Raw genomic sequence first — 17808 nt, 5'->3', positions numbered from 1 at the left:
GCAGCCTATCGCGCGATGACGCGCGGATCTTCTCCGGGCCGCACGACCACCGCGCCGTGTCCGTCGCGCGCGAGCTCCGCGAGCGGCTCGCGGCCGGCGCTGGTCACGGCGAAGCGCACGACGAGATCGCCCGGCTGGAGCTCGGACGCGAGCGGCTCACCGGAGATGAGGCTCGCGACCGGCTCGACGCGGATCGACTCGACCGCGATGAGGTCCTCGAGGCGCGCGTCGGGCGCGAGCCGCGCGACGCGGGCGCGCGTGAGCAGCTGCGCGGCGACGGCGCTGCCCGAGCTCCGGGTGCGCGTGCGCCCCGCGCGCAGCGAGCTGCCGTGGAACACCTCCTCACCGAGCGTCGCGACGAGCGTCTCGCGATCGCCCTCGATGATCGCGGTCACCAGCACGAAGAGCAGCTCGCGCGCTTGATCCTCACCGCCCGCGGCGACCACGCCGACGAGCTCGCCGGTGCTGGGCGTGCTCTCGGGCGCGGGCACGTGCGCCGGTGGATCGCGGTGCGTCGAGGGCGCGCTCGGCGCGCGCACGGGGGGCACGCTGGGCGCACACCCGATCACGAGCAGCGCGATCGCCGCGCGCGCTCGCGCGAGCATCAGTCCGGAGGCGCCGAGCCGCGCATCGCGCGGCGGTTCAGATCCGAGAGATGACGGCGCACGTCGGTCGCGAACGCGGCGCGCGGCCAGCGTCGCAGGTACGTGCGCATCGCGGCGCGCGCTTCGTCGATCTCGCCGAGGCTCTCCGCGCACTGCGCGAAGAGCAGCAGCCCGTCGTCCTGCAGCTCGCGATCGACCGTCTGCTCCGCGACCTCGGCCGCGTACTGCTTCGCGAGCGTGTCGTTGCCGAGGTGACGCAGCGCGCGCGCGAGCTCGAGGCGCACCGCCGGGATGTGCGTGCCGTCGTCGTCGAGACGGATCGCTTCCTGGAACACCTCGGCCGCTTCCTGGTATCGCCCGGTGCGGACGAGATCGAGGCCGTTCTGGTACGCTTGCACCGAGAGGTCGACTTGGAACCGGTCGATCATGTCCCGGAAGAACGCGGACTCGGCCGGCGAGAGCTGCTCGCGGCGGATCTCCGCGTACTGCTCGACCGCTTCGGCGCGCCGGCGCTCGCGGATCAATCGGTAGAATTGCGCGGCCTGGACCTCGGCGTGCGCCCGTCGCTCGGCGCGCTGTCGCTCTTCGTCGATCTCGCGCTGGAGCGCGTCGACGCGCTCCTGCAGCTGCGCGGACGTCGTCTCGTACTCGCCGATGCGTGCGGACGTCGCGAGGTACAGCCCGCTGAACGAGAGCACGGCGAAGAGCACGTACGCGACCCACGAGTTCCAGTTGAACCGGCGCTCGTACCCCGCCTGGCGCTTCGCGATCGACTTGATGTCGGCGGCGAGCGAGTTCGTGAGATTGCTCGTCTTGATGACGAGCCCTCGCGACTCGATGATCTCGCGCTTGATCTCGCGGATCTCCTCGTCGACGTCGGCCATGAGGAGCGCGGGTTAGCGTCTCTGGACGGCCGCTGCAAGCCCGACACCGACTCCGCGTGTCGCCCTGCGCGGGGCGCCACGCGGTCATTGCCAACGCTTGACGCTCTTTCGGAGCGGGCGTAGAAGCGCCCGACTCGAGAGAGAAGGAGAACTGCCGAACATGCTCCGTATCGCTCGCTCTGCCCTCCTCGCCATCGCCTTCACCACGCTCGCCGCGTACGCCGCGGGCTGCGGTGGCGCGCGCACGTTCACGGTCCGCGGCTCGCAGCGCGACCCCGGAGCCGACGGTCGCGTGCAGGTCGAGCGCATCGACGGCGGCAACCAGCTCATCACCTTCTCCGGCACGAACATGACGCCGCCCGATCGCCTCGGCTCCGGCTTCACGCGCTACGTGCTGTGGGTGCGCACCGGCTCGGCGCCGGCCAGCATGGAAGCGAACGTCGCGTACGACCCGAGCTCGCGCACGGGCCGCGCGACCGCGACCACGCCGCACCAGCGCTTCACCGTCATGATCACCGCCGAGCGTGCGACGGAGACGTCGACCCCGAGCGACACGGTGATCTTCCAGCAGAACGTCAGCCAGTGACGTTCTGATCGACGGCCTCGCGGGGTTACATCTCCGCGAGGCCTCGCTCTCGACTCGCTCTCTCAGCCGCGGAACGCCAGCCATGTACGACACGTCCGACATCCGGAAGAACCTCAAGGTCATCCTCGACGGCGCGCCTTGCGTCGTGATCGACTTCCAGTTCGTGAAGCCCGGCAAGGGTCAGGCGTTCACGCGCACGAAGCTGCGCAACATGCTCACCGGCAACGTGCTCGAGCGCACGTTCAAGAGCGGTGAGAAGCTCGCCAAGGCGGACCTCGAGGTGCGTCAGATGACGTTCCTCTACCCCGAGGGCGATCGCTACGTCTTCATGGACATCGAGAGCTACGAGCAGAGCTTCCTGACGGCGGAGCAGCTCGGCGACAGCCGCTTCTATCTCGTCGACAACATGCAGGTCGAGATCCTGCTCTGGAACGAGAAGCCGATCGGCGTGACCCCGCCGACGCACGTCGATCTGAAGGTCGTCGAGACCGAGCCCGGCTTCAAGGGCGACACCAGCACGAACACGCTCAAGGCCGCCAAGATGCACACCGGCGTGACCGTGATGGTCCCGCTGTTCATCAACGAAGGCGACGTGCTGAAGATCGACACGCGCACCGGCGAGTACGTCGAGCGCGCGAAGAAGTGATCCGATGCGCGCGAGCGCGCGCGTGATGATCGACGAGCTGGCCCGCGTCGCGGCACCGAGCACGGTGTGCGTCGCGGGCCGCGTCACGTTCGTGGGCCCGGATCGCGTGCGCGTGGAGGACGCGAGCGGCGCGATCGGGATCGAGCTCGCCGCGTGCGCCCCGCCGCCCGACTACGCGTGGGTGCGCGTCGAGGGCGCGTGGGACGGATCGCAGATGCGTGCTCTGAGCGTCGATGTGCTCAGAGCACCCATCGGCGAGCGCTGGCGCGTGCACGGCGAGTGGGTGCGCACGCACCAGGACGCGCGCCGCAGGATGACGCTGCTGACGCAGCGTGCGGCGATCGTGCGCGCGGTGCGCGGCTGGCTCGACGGCGCGGGGTTCGTCGAGGTCGAGACGCCGAGCGCGGTGCCGAGCCCGGGGCTCGATCTGCACCTCGACGCGTTCTCGCTCGGCAATGCGCGCGAGCCGCGCTGGCTGATCACGAGCCCCGAGTACCAGATGAAGCGGCTCCTGAGCGGCGGGCTCGAGCGCATCTACCAGCTCTGTCGCTGCTATCGGCGCGGCGAGGAGGGCTCGCGACACCAGCCCGAGTTCACGATGCTCGAGTGGTATCGCGCGCTCGCGGGCTCGGACGACGTGATGCGCGACACCGAGCAGATGGTCGCGCACGCCGCGCGCACCGTGCTCGGCACGACGCGGGTCGAAGGAGAGCGCGGCGCGATCGAGCTCGCGGCTCCGTGGGAGCGACTCACCGTCGACGAGGCGTTCGAGCGCTACGCGGGCGTGCGCGTCGCGGACGTGCTGCCGGACGAAGAGCGCTTCTTCCGGATCCTCACCGAGACGATCGAGCCCGAGCTCGGTCGTGCGCGCCCGGTGTTCTTGATCGAGTGGCCCGCGAGCATGGCATCGCTCGCGCAGCTGCTGCCGAACGGGCGCGCCGATCGGTTCGAGGCGTTCGTCGACGCGATGGAGCTCTGCAACGGGTTCGGCGAGCTCACCGACGCGGTCGAGCAGCGCGCGCGCTTGCAGCACGATCAGCGCGCGCGTGAGGCGCGTGGTCTGCCGGTGTATCCGCTCGACGAGCGCTTCCTCGCCGCGCTCGAAGAAGGCATGCCGCCGAGCGGCGGCAACGCGCTCGGTGTCGATCGGCTCGTGATGCTGCTGCTCGGAGCGCGCGACATCGACGATGTCGTCGCGCTCTCCGCGGCGCGGCTGTGATCCTCGCTCCGACATCCGCGATGAAGGCGAGCGCTCCTGGTGGTCATTCCCTCTGCACCAGGAGGTTCGGATGCGTGGAGTCTCGCTTCGTGTGCTCGCGGTGCTGCTCGGGATGGCGCTCACGTCGGCGTGCAGCGCGACGGTGGTCCGAGGCAGGAGCGCGGGGCACACGACGGTGGACGCACGGCGCGGAGACAGCCCGCGTCGCCTCGGTGTGCCCGCGGACTCGCGCTCGCGCAGCGGTCGCGGTGAGAGCCCGCCCGGCCACGCGCGGCGCGACGACGATCGCGGCCGCTCGCGCAGCGATCGCGGACAGAGCCCGCCGGGCCGAGGTCACGGGCGCGGCGGACGCGACGACCGCTGATCGCGCGACGACGATCCGATCGCACGCGAGCCACACCCAGGGCAGCGAGTTGTAACGAGGCGGCGTGCGCCACACGATGGATCGTCGTGGTCTCGAAACACAGCGACGTGATCGTGGCGATCGTCGCGCTGCTGACCTGCGGCTGTGGGGGCTCGCTGCAGGTCCGCGCGACGGTCGAGACTCCGCCAGAGCTCCCGATCCGCGTGTTCCCCGAGGTCGCGATCGTGCACGGCACGGCGCCCGAGGACTTCGACGTCGCCGACGCGCTCGCGCATCACCTCGCCGCGAGCGCGCGCGACGGACTGCGCGTGGAGCACGTCGACGAGGACGGGCTCGAGCGACGTCGCGCGAACGGCTCGTTCGGTCCCGCGAGCGCGATCATCCGCGTCGACACGCACGTGGTCGAGACCGCGCGGCCGTCGTTCCTCTCGCGGCCAGACACCGTGTGCACCACGTGGGGGTGCAACACGGTGCGACGATCGGTGGTCGAGGATCTGCCCGTCGTCGTCGGGCGCGTGATGCTGCGCGTGAGCGAGGCGCGCACCGATCGGCTGCTGCAGGAGCTGACGATCGAGGAGCGCGAAGAGGGCTCGGATCCGCTCTCGATGCGCATGCGCATCGTCGAGCGGCTGCGGCGTCGCGTGATCGGCGCGGTCGATCCCGGCGAGCGACAGCTCGACGTCGAGCTCGTCGACGTCGACGACGCGGAGGTGCGCGCGGCGCTGCAGGCGGTGCGCGAGGGACATCCGCGCGAGGCGCTCGCGACGCTCGAGCGCGTCGTCTCGCGGCGCACGTTCGAGCAGCGCAGCGACGAGCAGCGCGCGCGCGTGATGTTCGATCTCGGTCAGGCGCGGCGGCTCGCGGCGCGCGCGTCGGGTGAGCCCGACGTGGACTCGCGCCTCGAGGTCGCGGAGCGCACGATCCGCGACGCGCTGATGCTGCACCCCGAGGCGACGTTCGCGCGCGCGCTCACGCAGCTCCGCGAAGAGCGCGCGGCCCGGGAGCGCATGCGCGCTCACCGGGCCGCTGCTTCGCACAACTTCGCGCTCGATCGTGGGCCCGCGGTGCCTCCCGCGCCGCCGGGCTACTCCGCGCTCGCGCCGTCGCGACCGCGGTGAGCGATCAGAGCCCCGTCGCGATCACCGCGTAGAAGAAGTTCAGGCACATCTCGTCCTGCGTGCCCTCGCCCCACGTGACGGTCTCGTCGCGCTCGCTCGTGTCGTACGTGCACGTGATCCGCATCGAGTCGAGCGACGAGATGCGGATCGGCTCCTCGTAGAAGTACGCGAGCTGCCAGTTGAAGTCCCAGCGCGGCACGTCGATCAGGCACTGCTCGGCGCCGGCGTTCGCGATGTGATCGACCTGCAGCTGCCTGCCGAGCGTGTGCATGTGCGGGAACATCCCGTAGATCGTGATCGGCAGGTTGATGCCGCGCGTGAAGTCGGAGAGGTCGACGGTCTCCGACGTCGACACCGACGACATGCGCGGGCCGATCGACATGTCGTAGTCGCCGAGCGGGATGATGCGCGCGCGCGTCGCGCTCGGTGCGGTCTGCAGCTCGACGCTCGTCTGATCGGGCTCGTTGCCCGCGAGCAGGTTGTAGTGGACCTGGATGATCAGGGGCAGGCCGCCCGTGAGCTCCACGCCCGTGCCTTCGGGGAACGTCGTCGCGCCACCGCCCGGCGCCCAGAGCACGACCGGGAACGCGTTGACGTTCGACGCGCCGAAGCACGTGTAGCCGGGGCCCGCCTCGTTCGCGTCGAGCTGGCGCGCTTCGTTCGCCGCGTCGGCGTTCGTGGGCGCGTAGACGATCACGTGATGCACGATCGGCGCGTTGCCGGGGTGCACCTCGTAGCCCGTGAGGAACGTGGTCGCGTCCGGCCCGTCGACCACGAAGCAGCGGTAGTCGTCGGTCGAGGAGTCGTCCGGCGTGTAGACCTCGGTCTGGATCATCGAGACCGTGCCGGTGAGCTCGGGGAGCGGAGGCACGGTGGGCGGCGGCGTCGCGGGATCGCCCTCGGGCTCGCCCTGCTCGTCCCACGCGGCGAGCGTCGCGATCTCGCGATCGGTGAGCCAGCGCGCGTCGCGCCACGTGTGGCACTCGCCAGAGTTGTCCGCGAGGAACGGCGGCATGATGCGATCGCGCGTGACCTCGGCGATGCGCGTCGCGAACGTGCGCGCGCTGTCGTAGCTGTCGAGAACGAGCGGCGCGACGCCGCGACGTGACAGCTGACGCAGTTCTCCGCGAGGATCGGCCGGACGTGGCCGTAGTAGGTCACGTCGCCGATCGGGCCTGCGTCCTCGTCGCCCGGGTCGCCGCCACCGTCGACGCCACCGTTGCTGGCGTCCACGCCGCCGGTGCCGGCGTCGGTGTCGGTACCGCTCGCGTCGTCGTCACCGCACCCGGTGAGCGCGAGCAGAGCGCCCGCGAGCACGAAGGTCGATCCCACCCTGAGCCGAGTCATCGCTCCACCTCCACGTACCCCACGCGCACGCTAGAGGAGTTGAAGGGTGTTCAACAAGGCTCCGAGGTGAGATGTCGAGACGTGGCGATGCGGCGCGCCCTGCGATACGAAGGCCGCCGTGAAAGCGGTGCGCGCGACGCTGCAGACCCTCGCGGTGCTGCTCGGTCTCTGGGCGGTGCTGGCGATCGTCGGGCTCGTCGCGGGCGTGCTGCCCTTCGCGGGGCTCGGGGGTGAGACGGCGAGCGACGCGCCGATCGAGAGCGCGGACGCGGGCGTCGCCGAGGTGGACGCCGCCAGCGAGGTCGATGCCGCCGTCGTCGAGGCGGACGCGGGGGCGCTCGAGATCGACGCGGGCCCGCCCGCGCCCGTGCTGCCGCGCTTCCGCCGCGATCGCTGGATCGTGTGCCCCGAGCCGGCGATTGCGCCCTCGCTCGCCGCGATCGATCTGATCGGCGACGCGCACGCGGAGCTCGCGGTCGGGTGCGGCGATCGCTGGGAGATCATCGCGATCACGAACGACGTGCCGCTGCGCGTCGCGCGCGTCGACGCGCCCACGAGCGACGCCGAGTCGGCGCCGATGGCCGGCGCTGCGCTCGCCGCGGACTTCGACGCGGACGGCGCGCGTGATCTGATCCTCCCGCTCGCGTTCTACGGCGCTGGCAGCGCGACGCGCGGCGGCGGGCTCTACGTCGTGCCGCGCGATCGCTTCGGCGGGTTCGACAACCCGCGCGTGCTCGCGCCGATCGCGGCGGTCGGCGTGGTCGCGGGCCTCGTCGACGAGGGCGACGCGATCGATCTCGCGGTGGTGCACCGCGCGAACCCGTTCGCGCGCCTGCCGAGCGAGGTCTGGGTGTTCGCGGGCGGCGCGTCTCCGGCACGACGTGCGGTGCTGCGCACCGCGGTCGGCGCGCAGAGCGCGGGCCTCGTCGATCTCGATCGCGACGGCAAGCTCGACGTGATCGTGACCTCGCCCGACGAGGGCCGCGCCGACGTCTTCTTCGGGAGCGGCACCGGCCCCTTCCCGCGCCACCACACGCTCACGATCCCCGGCGCGTCGGGCGTCGCGATCGGCGACGTCGACGGTGACGGCGCGAACGACGCGCTGATCGAGGCGAGCGGCGTCGTCGTGGTGCGCGCGCGACGCGCGAGCGAGGGCGAGCTCGAGGTCACGCGCATCGACGCCGCGCCGCCGACCGCGCGCGAGATCACGACCGCGCAGCTCGACGACGATGCCGCCGCCGAGATCGTCGCCTGGGACCACCCGCGCCTCGTCGTGATCGACACCAACGCGGACGGCGCGTTCGAAGCCCTCACGCGCCTCGAGCTCGGCCCCGGTGAGCTCGGCCCGCGCCGCCACGTGCTCGCCGACGTCGACGGCGATGCGACGCCGGAGCTCGTGCTGCTCGGCGTGAGCGCGATCGACGGAGTGCGCTCGCTCGAGCTCGTGATCGTCCCGAGCGCGGAGCGAGGCGTCGTCGACGTCGGCGATCGCCGCGACGTGAACGACGCCCCGCTGCGCCTGCGCGTCCCGCTGCCCGACGCGCAGGCCCCATGATCACTCGGCGGCGACGATGCGCATCACCTCGCCCGTCACGAGGTACACGGTGTAGAGCTCGCCGTCCTCGTCCTCGCCGAACGAGACGAGGCCATAGCTCGGCAGCGCCGTGCGCTCGAGGCCCGGCACGGCTTCGGGCCCGCGCGTGATCTCTCCGTCGCAGTAGCGAAGCCCACGCACGTACTCGTCGGCGCTCGAGTCACCGTAGAAGTAGACGCCCCGCAGTCCGGGGATCGCCGAGCCTCGGTAGACGTAGCCGCCGACGATCGAGATGCCGTCTTCGTGCGTGTACTCCGCGACCGGCGGATGGTGCGTCGTGCCGGCCACCAGGTTACGCCCGTTGCGGTTCGGCGACTCGCGCGAGCCTTCGTAGATCGGCCAGCCGAAGTTCACACCGGGTGCCGTCTCCGAAGTGACCACGCTGATCTCCTCCCAGGTCTGGTTGCCCACGTCGCCGACCCAGAAGTCGCCGTTCTCGCGGTCGAACGAGAAGCGCCACGGGTTCCTCAGGCCGAGCGCCCAGATCTCGCTGTCGGCGAACGGGTTGTCGGCGGGCACCCGCGCCTCACCCGGGGCGCTCACGTCGAGACGGAGGATCTTGCCGAGCAGGCTCGAGAGGTCCTGCGCGCGGTTGTTGGGGTCGCGCTGGAGCCCGCCGTCGCCGATGCCGGCGTAGAGGTAGCCATCCGGACCGAACGCGAGCATGCCGCCGTTGTGGTTCCCCGCGTCGTCCGGGATCGACACGATCTCGGTGACCTCGTCCTCCGCCACGTCGGGAACGCTGCTGCGCGATCCCTCGGCGATGACGTTCCGCCACGGCGCACCGTTCGGCGTGTACGCGATGAAGAACCGACCGTTGGTCTGGTACTGCGGGTGGAACGCGAGGCCGAGCAGCCCCCACTCGTCGCCGCCTACGGGTGCCCTCGCGCCGAGACGACTCGCGACGTCGAGGAAGTCCGCATCCAGCACCGCGCCGTCGCGAACGATCCGGATCCGGCCGCCGCGCTCCACCACGTAGAGGTCGGTCGAGCCGGGCGGCTGCGTGACGTACAGCGGCGACGAGAACGTCTCGCTCGTCACCGGGACCATCGTCAGCGCGGGGATCGGCGCGTCGCAGTCGACCGCGGGCGCGCCGGAGTCCGGAGCGCCCCCGTCCGCGCCGGCATCGGTGCGGCCGCCATCGGTCCCGGGTGTCGCGGCGTCCTGCTGCGACACCGGCCCGGCGTCCGAAGGATCGTCGTCTCCGCCGCCGTCGCCGCACGCGACGACGAGTGCGGCATGCGCGAGCACCGCCCACAGTTTGCGAGTGATCATCTGCGCATCCTACTCGACGTCCCTTCAGGCGAGGACCCGGCCGGACGCGCCTCGAGCCACGGGGAGCGCTCAGCGTGCACACGTCGCAGCGAACGTCTGTGCGTGCGCCGACGATCGTGCGCCGGCGTCCTCGACGATCCACGCGACCGCCAGCCATGGCGTGGACCCCGGGCTCGCGTCGAGCGCCAGCGACGCGATCCGCGCGCCGTCGGGCGCCGTACCGAGCGCGATCTCGCGCCCGCCGGAGGGCGCGTCGAAGGGCGCACGATTGCCCCGGAGCACGCGGAGCATCACGCGCTCGCGTCCGTCAGCGCCACGCTCGGCGCTGAGCACCACCGCGCGGCCCCCGAGGACGTCGACGTCCGCATCGAGCACCCGCGCGGCACCAGTGACGAGCTCGGCGCTCTCGCCGACGGCACGGCAGGCCCAGCGATCGCAGTCGACCTCCACGAAGCGCACTCGATCGTCGACGGGATAGGTCAGCCAGCCACGCGCCGGCATCGCGTCGCTGCCCGGTGCGACGAACGCCGCATCGATGTCGCCGGTGCGACCGGGCGTCCGCATCGTCCCCGCCGACGCGCCACTCGCCGAAGCGTGCCACCAGACGATCTCGCCGAAGCTCGAGCCCGCGACGAGCACGTGCTCACCGATCCGAGCGAGGCGCGTGCCCTCGTCCGCGTCGCCGACCTCGGCGTCGACGTCTTGGTAGACGTTGACGTAGAGGTCCTGTTCGAGGGCGACGAGCCCCGTCGATGCATCCGCGCGCTGCTCGCGCACGACGTGCACCACGTCGGTCATGACGCTCGACGGCAGGTACGCGGCCGGCGCGGTGCGCCGCCGGCAGCCCGAGCTCACACCGGTCAGCGCGGCGGCACGATCGCCGTCGCCTTCGAGCATCGTGATGGCCCGTGCGAGCCCACCCGCCTCCGCCAGCACGACGCCGATGATCGGCACCACGCCGGACATCTCTCCGCGTGTGTCGAACGCGACGCTCTCGACCGCGCCGGATTCGGGACAAGCCTGGCGCGCAGCGTCGGTGAGCGAGACGTCGGTGCGCGCGTCCAGCCGCTCGACCTCGAAGCGGTGGAGCAGCGCGGGCGCGGAGCCCTCCCCCATCGTCGCGACGAGCGCGACCGGCGGGCTACCGGCCGCGCGGCGTACGTCGACGGCCAGCGCGGGACGGAGCACGACTCCCTCGCGAATCGTCTCACTGCCGCTCGAGCGGGCACAGAACACGCACCGCCGGGCGACGCACTCCACGAGCCCGGGGGCATCGCAGTCGAGCGCGGTCTCGCACTCGGGCGCGCTCGGCGGCCCTGCGTCGCCCACCGCGGCGTCGTTCGCCGCGGCGTCCGCCCCCGCATCGCCCGTCGTCGGCCCGCCATCCGCGCTGACGCAGGTGCCGGTGTCCGTCGGCGTCGTCCCGGCGGGACAGACGCATCGCCCTTCGTCCGCCGACCACCGGAGCTCCCCGCACGCGTAGCCACCGCACCCGATGGAGAGCAGCGCCGTGAGCGCGACCGAGAGCCCCTTCGTTCCCCTCATGTGAACCTCCCGCGCCGCTTCTCGACCCGACCCGCACCCCGGTTGCCGCAGTGCGCGCTCCACCGGATCCAACTCCCGACTCGAGCTGGAGCGCGGGCGCTCGACCCGAACCAGCTCGCGAGTCGAATCCGGTCGTGCGCGCTCGACCCCATCCAGCTCGCGAGTCGAATTCGGTCGTGCGCGCTCGACCCATCCAGCTCGCGAGTCGAATTCGGTCGTGCGCGCTCGACCGATTGTTCTGATTTCGCTCGACGGCCTCCTCAGGCGTCGTCGACGTCGGGGACCGGCGTGTCGGGACCGCCCGCTTCGCCGGCCTCGCTGGGCGGCCGCGTCGCGGCAGCCGCGCGTGCTTCGGCGATCGGAGCGAGCGCCATGCGGATCGCCGCCGCCGCCTCGTCGCTCACGTCGTCGTAGACATCCGCGAGCCGGAGCGCGTACGCGCCGATCGCTCGATGCACGGCGCGCATCGCCTGGAGCACGTCGGCGATCGGCGGCTCGGGAGGCGCGTCGCCGCGCATGCCGAGCGCGACGCCGAGCGCCTCGTGAGTGTCCCGCACCGCGCGGAGGAACGCCGCGCCCGCGAGCCGTTCGAGATCGCGCGCGAGCCCCTCGGCTTCGACGAGATCGAGCTTCTGCTGCTGCACGGCCCACTGCGCGGGGAGCGCCAGACGCGTGAAGTCCAGGCGCGTCGGCAAGAGCAGCGCCATCAGCTCCGCCGCGCGCGCCTCCGCGCCGATGCCGCTCCACGCCTCGAGCCGCGCGAGCAGCGAGGCCCACGCCGCGTCGCTCGCGAGATCGAGCGGGCGCACCTTCGTGCGGCCCTTCTCGCGACGTTCGGCATCGTCGCGCGCGGCCCACGCGCGCTGGAGCTCGAGCACCGCGGCGCGCAGCGTGCGCGCCTTCGATCGGACGCGCGCGAGCGCGTCGCGGTCGCGCGCATCACGCGGCGCGGGGACCCGCGCGAGGAGCTTGACGGCCAGCGCGACGGTGCTTGGGGCATCGAGGATCGGCGCACGCAAAACAGCGCCATCGAGCTCGGGGCGATCGAGGATGTCTGTGGGCATGGAATCACCTCCGCGCGCAGCGGAGCACCAGGAGGCGCGCGCTGTCAAACACCGCTAGGCTCCGTGGTGATGACGCGTTCCGCGCGCGCGATGTCGTACGGGGCGGCGGTGTCGCTGCTCGCGCACCTGGCGATCGCGTGGCTGCTCCCGACGCTCTCGGCGACCCGCACCGACGCGGCGGACGCGCCGGCAGAGCTCGCGATCGACGTGCGCTTCTCGGACGAGGCGGGCGACGGCACCGCCGTGCGCGTGCCGGGCGCGGCGACGCCGCTCGAGCCGGGCGGCGCCGATCCCGAGCACAACGTCGACGCGCGCGATCGCGGTCAGGGCGGCGATCGCACCGGCGCGCAGCGCGTGATCCGCCTGCTCCCGCGCGCCGATCAGGTGACGCTGAGCGACGCGCCGATGAACGCGCTCGGCGTCGGGCAGACCCAGCGCATCGAGACTGCCCGCGATCGCGCGACGCGCGAGGATCGACGCGCGACGCCGCACCCCGCCGACGATCCGTTCCTCGCGTCGGGCGACGGAGAACACCCGGAGCGCAGGCCCGTCGCGCGCGTCGACGCCGCGCCGGGCGCGCGTGTCGCGCCCGAAGCAGGCACGCGCGGCGCGCCGATCGCAGGCAGCGAGCGCGTCGTGACCGCGGACTCGGGATCGACGCGCGGCGGCACGAACGAGGGCGCGCTCACGACCGAGCCGAGCGGTGCGGCGAGCGACTCGCCGGGGCGCGGGATCGTCCGAGGGCGTGGCGCGCGCGCGACGGAGAGCGCGCGCGTCGCGCTCGGGCGTCCGACCGTCGACGAGGCTGCCGCGGCCACGCCCTCGGAGTCGCGCGATGCGCGCGTGCGCGACGACACCGACGCCGAGCTCCTCGCCGCGCGGATGATGCAGTCGGTCGTCGAGTCGACGCAGCGACGCGGCGAAGAAGACGGCGAAGGGCGCGGTGGCGCGCGCGGCCTCGGCGCGCCGGGCACGGGCGGAGGACGTCGGGAAGGCGGACGCGCGCGCGCGCTCGGCCCCGGCGACGGCGCGTACGACGCGCTCGACACGAGCGACGGTCGCTATCGACGCTGGTTCGTCGAGACGCGGCGGCGCATCGAGAACGCGATGGTGTTCCCGCGCGAGCGCGCGATGCGGATGGACCAGGGCACGAGCGTGGTCGAGCTCGTCGTGCGGCGCGACGGAACGCTCGCGCGCGCGCCGCGCGTCGTGCGCTCGAGCGGGTTCGACGACTTCGACGGCGCGGCGATCGCCGCGATCCGGAGCACGATTCCCTTCTCGCCGCTGCCCGACGATCTGGTGCCCGGGCGCGAGAGCCTGCGCATCCGGATGCCGCTCGAGTTCTCGAACCCGATGGTGCGTTGATCGTAGAGTCGCGCGGTGCGCGTCCTGGTCCCGCTCGCCGGCGTCGTGCTGATCGCGCTGCACGCGTCGCTCTACGCGGGCTACGTGATCGACGACGCGTGGATCTCGTTCCGCTACGCGCGTCACCTCGCGCACGGGCTCGGGCTCGTGTTCAACGAGGGCGAGCGCGTCGAGGGCTACACGAATTTCCTCTGGGTCGTGCTCGCGGCGCCGTTCACGTCGATGCGCGTCGAGCGCGTGATGGCGGGCATCGGGCTCGCGTGCGCGTGCGCGACGCTGGTCATCGCCGTGCTGCGCGCGCGCCGCGACGATCCGAGCGCGCGCTTCGCGGGCGTGCCCACGGCGCTCGGTCTCGCGTGCATGCACGGGCTCGCTTTCCACGCCGTCGGAGGGCTCGAGACGCCGCTCTATGCGCTCCTCGTGCTCGTCGCGTCGCTGATGCTCGCGGACGGGCGCGCCCTGCCCTTCGCGATCGCGACCACGCTCGCGTTCCTCACGCGCCCCGAGGCCGCGCTGCTCGGGCTCGGCGGCACGCTGTTCCTGGCGCATCGCTCGAAGCGCGACGGCGCGCTCGCGCTCGGCGCATTCGTGCTGCTCGTCACGCCGTACCTCGTCTTCAAGCTCGCGTACTTCGGCGCGCTCCTGCCCAACACGCTGCACGCGAAGCCGCCGGGGCTGGTGAGCGGCGCGCGGTATCTCGCGCGCGAGCTGCTCCCCGCGATCGCGCTCGTCGTCGCCGCGATCGTGGGCGCGCGGACGAACGAGCGCCATCGCGTGCTCGTCGTGATCGCGCTCGCGTTCCTCGCGGCCGTGCTCCTCGAGGGCGGCGACTGGATGCCCGGTGGGCGCATGATCGTGCCCTGGCTCGCGCCGCTCTTCGTCGCCGCGGATCGCCCCATCCGCGCGCTCTTCACGAGCACGCATCGCGCGCGCGTGATCGCCATCGTCGCGGTGCTCGCGATCGTGCCGTGGCAGATCGCGCGCAGCGCGGAGCTCGTCATGGGCACCCGCGCGCGCGTCCCGATCGACGCCGCGCGCATCGAGCTCGCGGATCGCCTCGCGCACGAGGACGTGCGCTCGATCGCGCTGCTCGACATCGGCCTCGTCGGATGGCGCGCCGAGCACGCGCGCATCGTCGATCTCGGAGGGCTCGTCGATCGCACGATCGCCGCGTCACCGGGCCCGCACGGCGCGAAACGCGCCGATCTCGACTACCTCGAGTCGCTCGCGCCGGAGGTCGTGATCCTCACGTCCGCACGAGACGCGACGCGCGATGCCGAAGGACGCGTCCACGTCGGCGCGCGCTTCGTCGCCGAGCAGCACCTCGAAGAGAGCGCGTGGCTGCGCGAGCACTACGAGCACGTCGAGACGCGCACCCCCGCGCGCGTCTACCGCATGCACGTCTTCCGACGACGTCTCGACTAGCGCATCAGCAGACGACGCCAGTCGGGCGGCAGGTCGAGATAGCCCTCGCCGTGCAGGTAGTCGTAGAGCGCGTCGTTGATCGCGCCGCAGATCTCGGTGTGGATGCGCGGGTCCTGCACGAAGAGCAGCGTCGCGTCGCGGAACTGCTCGGTCGACTGCGACGCGCGCCGCGTGATCGGCTCCTGCACGTTGAGCACGAGGTGCTCGAGGAATTTCCGATCGAACACCGCGCGGAAGCCGTGGAACTTCTCGGCGGTGATCTTGTATCCGAGGTCGTGATCGTGGGCGACGCGCGACTCGCGCACGACCTCCCAGCAGAACTCGCCGAGGTTCTTCGGGAACACCTCGAGGAAGAAGTGCGTGAGCACCTCGCGATAGATCGCGAGCAGCCGCTCGAGCTCGGGCGTCGTCTTCGAGAGGAACTCGTTGCAGAGCTGGCGCTGGAAGCTCTGCAGCTTCTCGATCGCGCGGTCCCGCACCGCGGGCTCGCTCACCGGCATCGACTCGAGCTCTGCGAGGATGTCGATCTCGTGCTGCTTGAGCGCGAAGTAGAGCGCCTGCTCGGGCCACGTCGCCGCTGGCAGCTCGCGCCCGTCCTCGGCCAGGCGCGCGTAGAGCTCGGAGTTGAAGAAGAGCTGCGTGATGCGGCGCTGCACCTCTTCGAGCTTCCGCGTGAGGAACCCCGAGCGCTTCTTCGAGAACAGCTTCTCGAGCAGCTCGCGCAGGTTCTGGATCAGCTCGATCTCGACCTCACCCTGCGGTCGCGTGCCCGCCTGCGCGCTCGCGAGCGCGCGCAGCTCGGCGACGACCTGATCGGTGATCGCGTCGAGCTCCGCGTTCGTCTTCAGCTCGGCGTTGTAGTACTGCACGCGCGCGCGCAGCTGCTCGTCGCGCAGCCGCAGCGCGGCGCCGGCCTGGAGGATCATCGCGCGCGTCGATCCCGGCGGCGCTTGCGACGCCGCTTGCGCGAACGGCTGCGGAGGCGGAGGAGCCGGCGCCGCTTGCGCCGCACCACCACGCAGGCCCGCGAGCGGCGGAGGAGGCATCCTCGGGATGGCGCGCGGCGGGAGCGGCGGTGGCACGCGGGCGGGAGGCTTCTCCATACGTGCGCCGATGGTACATCGACGCGTGGTCGCCCCGTGCGCCTGCGCGCGGTCGCCGACAGACTTCACGGTGATGAGTCGGCGTACGTCGGACATCTCGCCCGAACGCGCAGCATCGCTGTCGCGCCACCGCACCTTCCGTTGGAACGACGGAGTCGACGTGAACGTGTACGACGCGGTGGAGACGTGTGACGAGGGCCTGCGCTGGTATCGCTGGTCGCATCGCTTCGGCGAGCGCGGCGGTCGCGTGGACGAGGCCCTGCAGACGTTCGACGCGTTCCTCCGCGACGGCCCGCTCCGCCCGGCGCCCGCGACCACGGTCTCCGCGATCCGCGCGTGGATCGACACGAACGTCGCACACGACTGATCGAGGACGATGCGACGACGACGCGTGGTGCTCCCGTCCGGCCTCGAGGTGCACGTCCGTGCGCCCGAAGGCGCGGTGCGCGACGACGACGTCGTCGACGGCACACGCCTGCGCTTCGGGCGTGCGATCGCGACGCTCCTCGCGCCCGGCGTCGTCGAGGGCGCGGACGTGCTCGCCCTCGCGATGCGCGACTTCCACGTGCTGCGCGACCTGCTCCTCCGCACCGGCGCGATCGCGCCCGAGCCCGACGACGACGCCCGCTGTCGCAACTGCGACGCGCCGCTCGCGTTCGATCCGCGCGAGCTCGATCCCATCGAGCTCGAGACCGCGCACGCGAGCGCGCCCTCGCCTTCCCTCGATCCCGCGCCGCTCCCGAGCCCGGTGCGCCTCCCGCGCGGCGGCATCGCGAACGAGATCACGATGCGCCCGGTCACGCTTCGCGAAGCACGCCCGCTCCTCGAGGCGCTCGCGCGAGACACGCCGTATCGAGTAACGCCGCGCCTGCTCACCGCGATGGGCGTTCTCGCGCTCGGTACGCTCGATCGTCCGGTGCTGATGGCGCGCGTGCTCGGTCGCGCGAGCGATGCCGTGTGGGCCTCGGTGGAGCAGCGATACCTCGAGCTCAACGCGGCGCCGCCGCTCGTCGCGCCCCTCGCGTGTCCGGCGTGCGGCACGCTGCACGAGGTCGTCGTGCCCACGCCCGACGAGCTCGATCCCGACGCGACGCGCACCGAGCGCGACACCGGCGCGCCGTTCCTCTCGGAGCACGAATTCGAGCGGCTCGTCGAGCGCCTCGCGCCGGCGATCTACGAAGCGCGCGGCGTGCGCATCGAGGCCGTCCCGCCGCGTGTCGAGCCCGGCGTGCCTGCGACCGACATCGCGGGTGAGCCGCTGCTCGGCAGCTACGAGCCTCGCCAAGAAGTGGACGCGGCCGGCTACACCCAGCTGGAATTCGTCGTGACGCTCTACTACCGGACCTTCCGCCGCGTGTGGGAGGACGAGGGCTCCTACGATGTCGAAGCCGAGATCCGCGAGACGCTCGATCACGAGCTCGAGCACCACCTCCATCACCTCGCGGGCCACGATCCGATGGACGCCGCCGAGCGCGCCGAGGCCCGCCAGGAGCTCCGCGCCCTCTACGGCGATCGCCGGCTCGCGAAGCTCGCGGCGCGGGAAGCGGCGCGCGATCTCGGTCAGTTCGTTCGCGTGACGTGGCCCTTCTTCGTGCTGATCGCGCTCGCGCTCGGCGCGGCGGCCGGCTTCGGATGGATTCGTTGGTGATGCCCCGATTGCGCAGCCTC

General features: G+C 72.1%; 17 protein-coding genes. 10 read left to right on the top strand and 7 right to left on the bottom strand.

The annotated features are described in order from the left end of the window. Window positions 1-5: 5 nt before the first annotated feature. Complete coding sequence (locus DB32_RS17950) at window positions 6-605, bottom strand: hypothetical protein (RefSeq protein ID WP_053233686.1); 600 nt, start codon at window positions 603-605, stop codon at window positions 6-8. Further along, window positions 605-1489 carry a tetratricopeptide repeat protein gene (locus DB32_RS17945; protein ID WP_053233685.1) on the bottom strand — a complete coding sequence of 295 codons (885 nt, stop codon included), beginning with the start codon at window positions 1487-1489 and terminating at the stop codon, window positions 605-607. The genes DB32_RS17950 and DB32_RS17945 overlap by 1 nt, the downstream gene beginning before the upstream one ends. A gap of 160 nt (window positions 1490-1649) precedes the next feature. On the opposite strand from DB32_RS17945, the gene DB32_RS17940 reads away from it, so the two are divergent. The 5 genes from DB32_RS17940 to DB32_RS17920 all read left to right on the top strand — a co-directional run bounded on the left by DB32_RS17940 (window position 1650) and on the right by DB32_RS17920 (window position 5422). Further along, window positions 1650-2075, top strand: coding sequence for a hypothetical protein (locus DB32_RS17940; protein WP_053233684.1), 426 nt, complete (start codon window positions 1650-1652; stop codon window positions 2073-2075). An 82-nt stretch (window positions 2076-2157) separates the two neighbouring features. Continuing rightward, window positions 2158-2721, top strand: coding sequence for an elongation factor P (gene efp, locus DB32_RS17935; protein ID WP_053233683.1), 564 nt, complete (start codon window positions 2158-2160; stop codon window positions 2719-2721). A gap of 4 nt (window positions 2722-2725) precedes the next feature. Continuing rightward, complete coding sequence (epmA, locus tag DB32_RS17930; RefSeq protein WP_053233682.1) at window positions 2726-3940, top strand: EF-P lysine aminoacylase EpmA; 1215 nt, start codon at window positions 2726-2728, stop codon at window positions 3938-3940. A gap of 70 nt (window positions 3941-4010) precedes the next feature. Beyond that, window positions 4011-4304 (top strand): hypothetical protein, encoded by a 294-nt coding sequence (locus DB32_RS17925; protein WP_157069136.1) that lies wholly within the window; start codon window positions 4011-4013, stop codon window positions 4302-4304. A gap of 86 nt (window positions 4305-4390) precedes the next feature. Further along, window positions 4391-5422, top strand: coding sequence for a hypothetical protein (locus tag DB32_RS17920; protein ID WP_053233680.1), 1032 nt, complete (start codon window positions 4391-4393; stop codon window positions 5420-5422). Window positions 5423-5426: 4 nt separating this feature from the next. Here DB32_RS17920 and DB32_RS17915 read toward each other — a convergent pair whose 3' ends face one another. Further along, a complete protein-coding gene (locus DB32_RS17915) occupies window positions 5427-6437 on the bottom strand; it encodes a monooxygenase (protein ID WP_053233679.1) in 1011 nt (336 codons plus the stop codon). 450 nt (window positions 6438-6887) lie between these two features. On the opposite strand from DB32_RS17915, the gene DB32_RS17910 reads away from it, so the two are divergent. Next, window positions 6888-8324 (top strand): FG-GAP repeat domain-containing protein, encoded by a 1437-nt coding sequence (locus tag DB32_RS17910; RefSeq protein ID WP_053233678.1) that lies wholly within the window; start codon window positions 6888-6890, stop codon window positions 8322-8324. On the opposite strand, the gene DB32_RS17905 is transcribed toward DB32_RS17910, so the two are convergent. From DB32_RS17905 to DB32_RS46855, 3 genes are all read right to left on the bottom strand, one after another. After that, complete coding sequence (locus DB32_RS17905; RefSeq protein WP_053233677.1) at window positions 8325-9638, bottom strand: PQQ-dependent sugar dehydrogenase; 1314 nt, start codon at window positions 9636-9638, stop codon at window positions 8325-8327. A gap of 69 nt (window positions 9639-9707) precedes the next feature. Beyond that, window positions 9708-11183, bottom strand: a complete 1476-nt coding sequence (locus DB32_RS17900) for a hypothetical protein (RefSeq protein WP_053233676.1) — start codon at window positions 11181-11183, stop codon at window positions 9708-9710. 260 nt (window positions 11184-11443) lie between these two features. Beyond that, window positions 11444-12247 (bottom strand): hypothetical protein, encoded by an 804-nt coding sequence (locus DB32_RS46855; protein WP_157069135.1) that lies wholly within the window; start codon window positions 12245-12247, stop codon window positions 11444-11446. Window positions 12248-12316: 69 nt separating this feature from the next. Here DB32_RS46855 and DB32_RS17890 point away from each other — a divergent pair, with 69 nt between their 5' ends. Together DB32_RS17890 and DB32_RS17885 are read left to right on the top strand one after the other, a co-directional pair. After that, window positions 12317-13612: a TonB family protein gene (locus DB32_RS17890; RefSeq protein ID WP_157069134.1), complete on the top strand. Its 1296-nt coding sequence runs from the start codon at window positions 12317-12319 to the stop codon at window positions 13610-13612. A gap of 15 nt (window positions 13613-13627) precedes the next feature. After that, a complete protein-coding gene (locus tag DB32_RS17885) occupies window positions 13628-15037 on the top strand; it encodes a hypothetical protein (RefSeq protein ID WP_053233673.1) in 1410 nt (469 codons plus the stop codon). Here DB32_RS17885 and DB32_RS17880 read toward each other — a convergent pair. Beyond that, window positions 15034-16140 (bottom strand): hypothetical protein, encoded by a 1107-nt coding sequence (locus DB32_RS17880; RefSeq protein ID WP_053233672.1) that lies wholly within the window; start codon window positions 16138-16140, stop codon window positions 15034-15036. The two genes, DB32_RS17885 and DB32_RS17880, sit on opposite strands and share 4 nt — an antisense overlap. Before the next feature lie 73 nt (window positions 16141-16213). Between DB32_RS17880 and DB32_RS17875 the strand changes: the two genes are divergently transcribed. Further along, window positions 16214-16507, top strand: a complete 294-nt coding sequence (locus DB32_RS17875) for a hypothetical protein (protein WP_157069133.1) — start codon at window positions 16214-16216, stop codon at window positions 16505-16507. A 9-nt stretch (window positions 16508-16516) separates the two neighbouring features. Then, on the top strand, window positions 16517-17788 hold the full coding sequence (locus DB32_RS17870; RefSeq protein ID WP_053233670.1) for a metallopeptidase family protein: 1272 nt from the start codon (window positions 16517-16519) through the stop codon (window positions 17786-17788). The last annotated feature ends 20 nt before the right edge of the window (window positions 17789-17808 follow it).

This window comes from Sandaracinus amylolyticus, assembly GCF_000737325.1.
GTDB lineage: Bacteria > Myxococcota_A > Polyangia > Polyangiales > Sandaracinaceae > Sandaracinus > Sandaracinus amylolyticus.
Note: the sequence above shows the minus strand (reverse complement) of the source record. Positions and strands in the feature narration are given on the sequence as shown.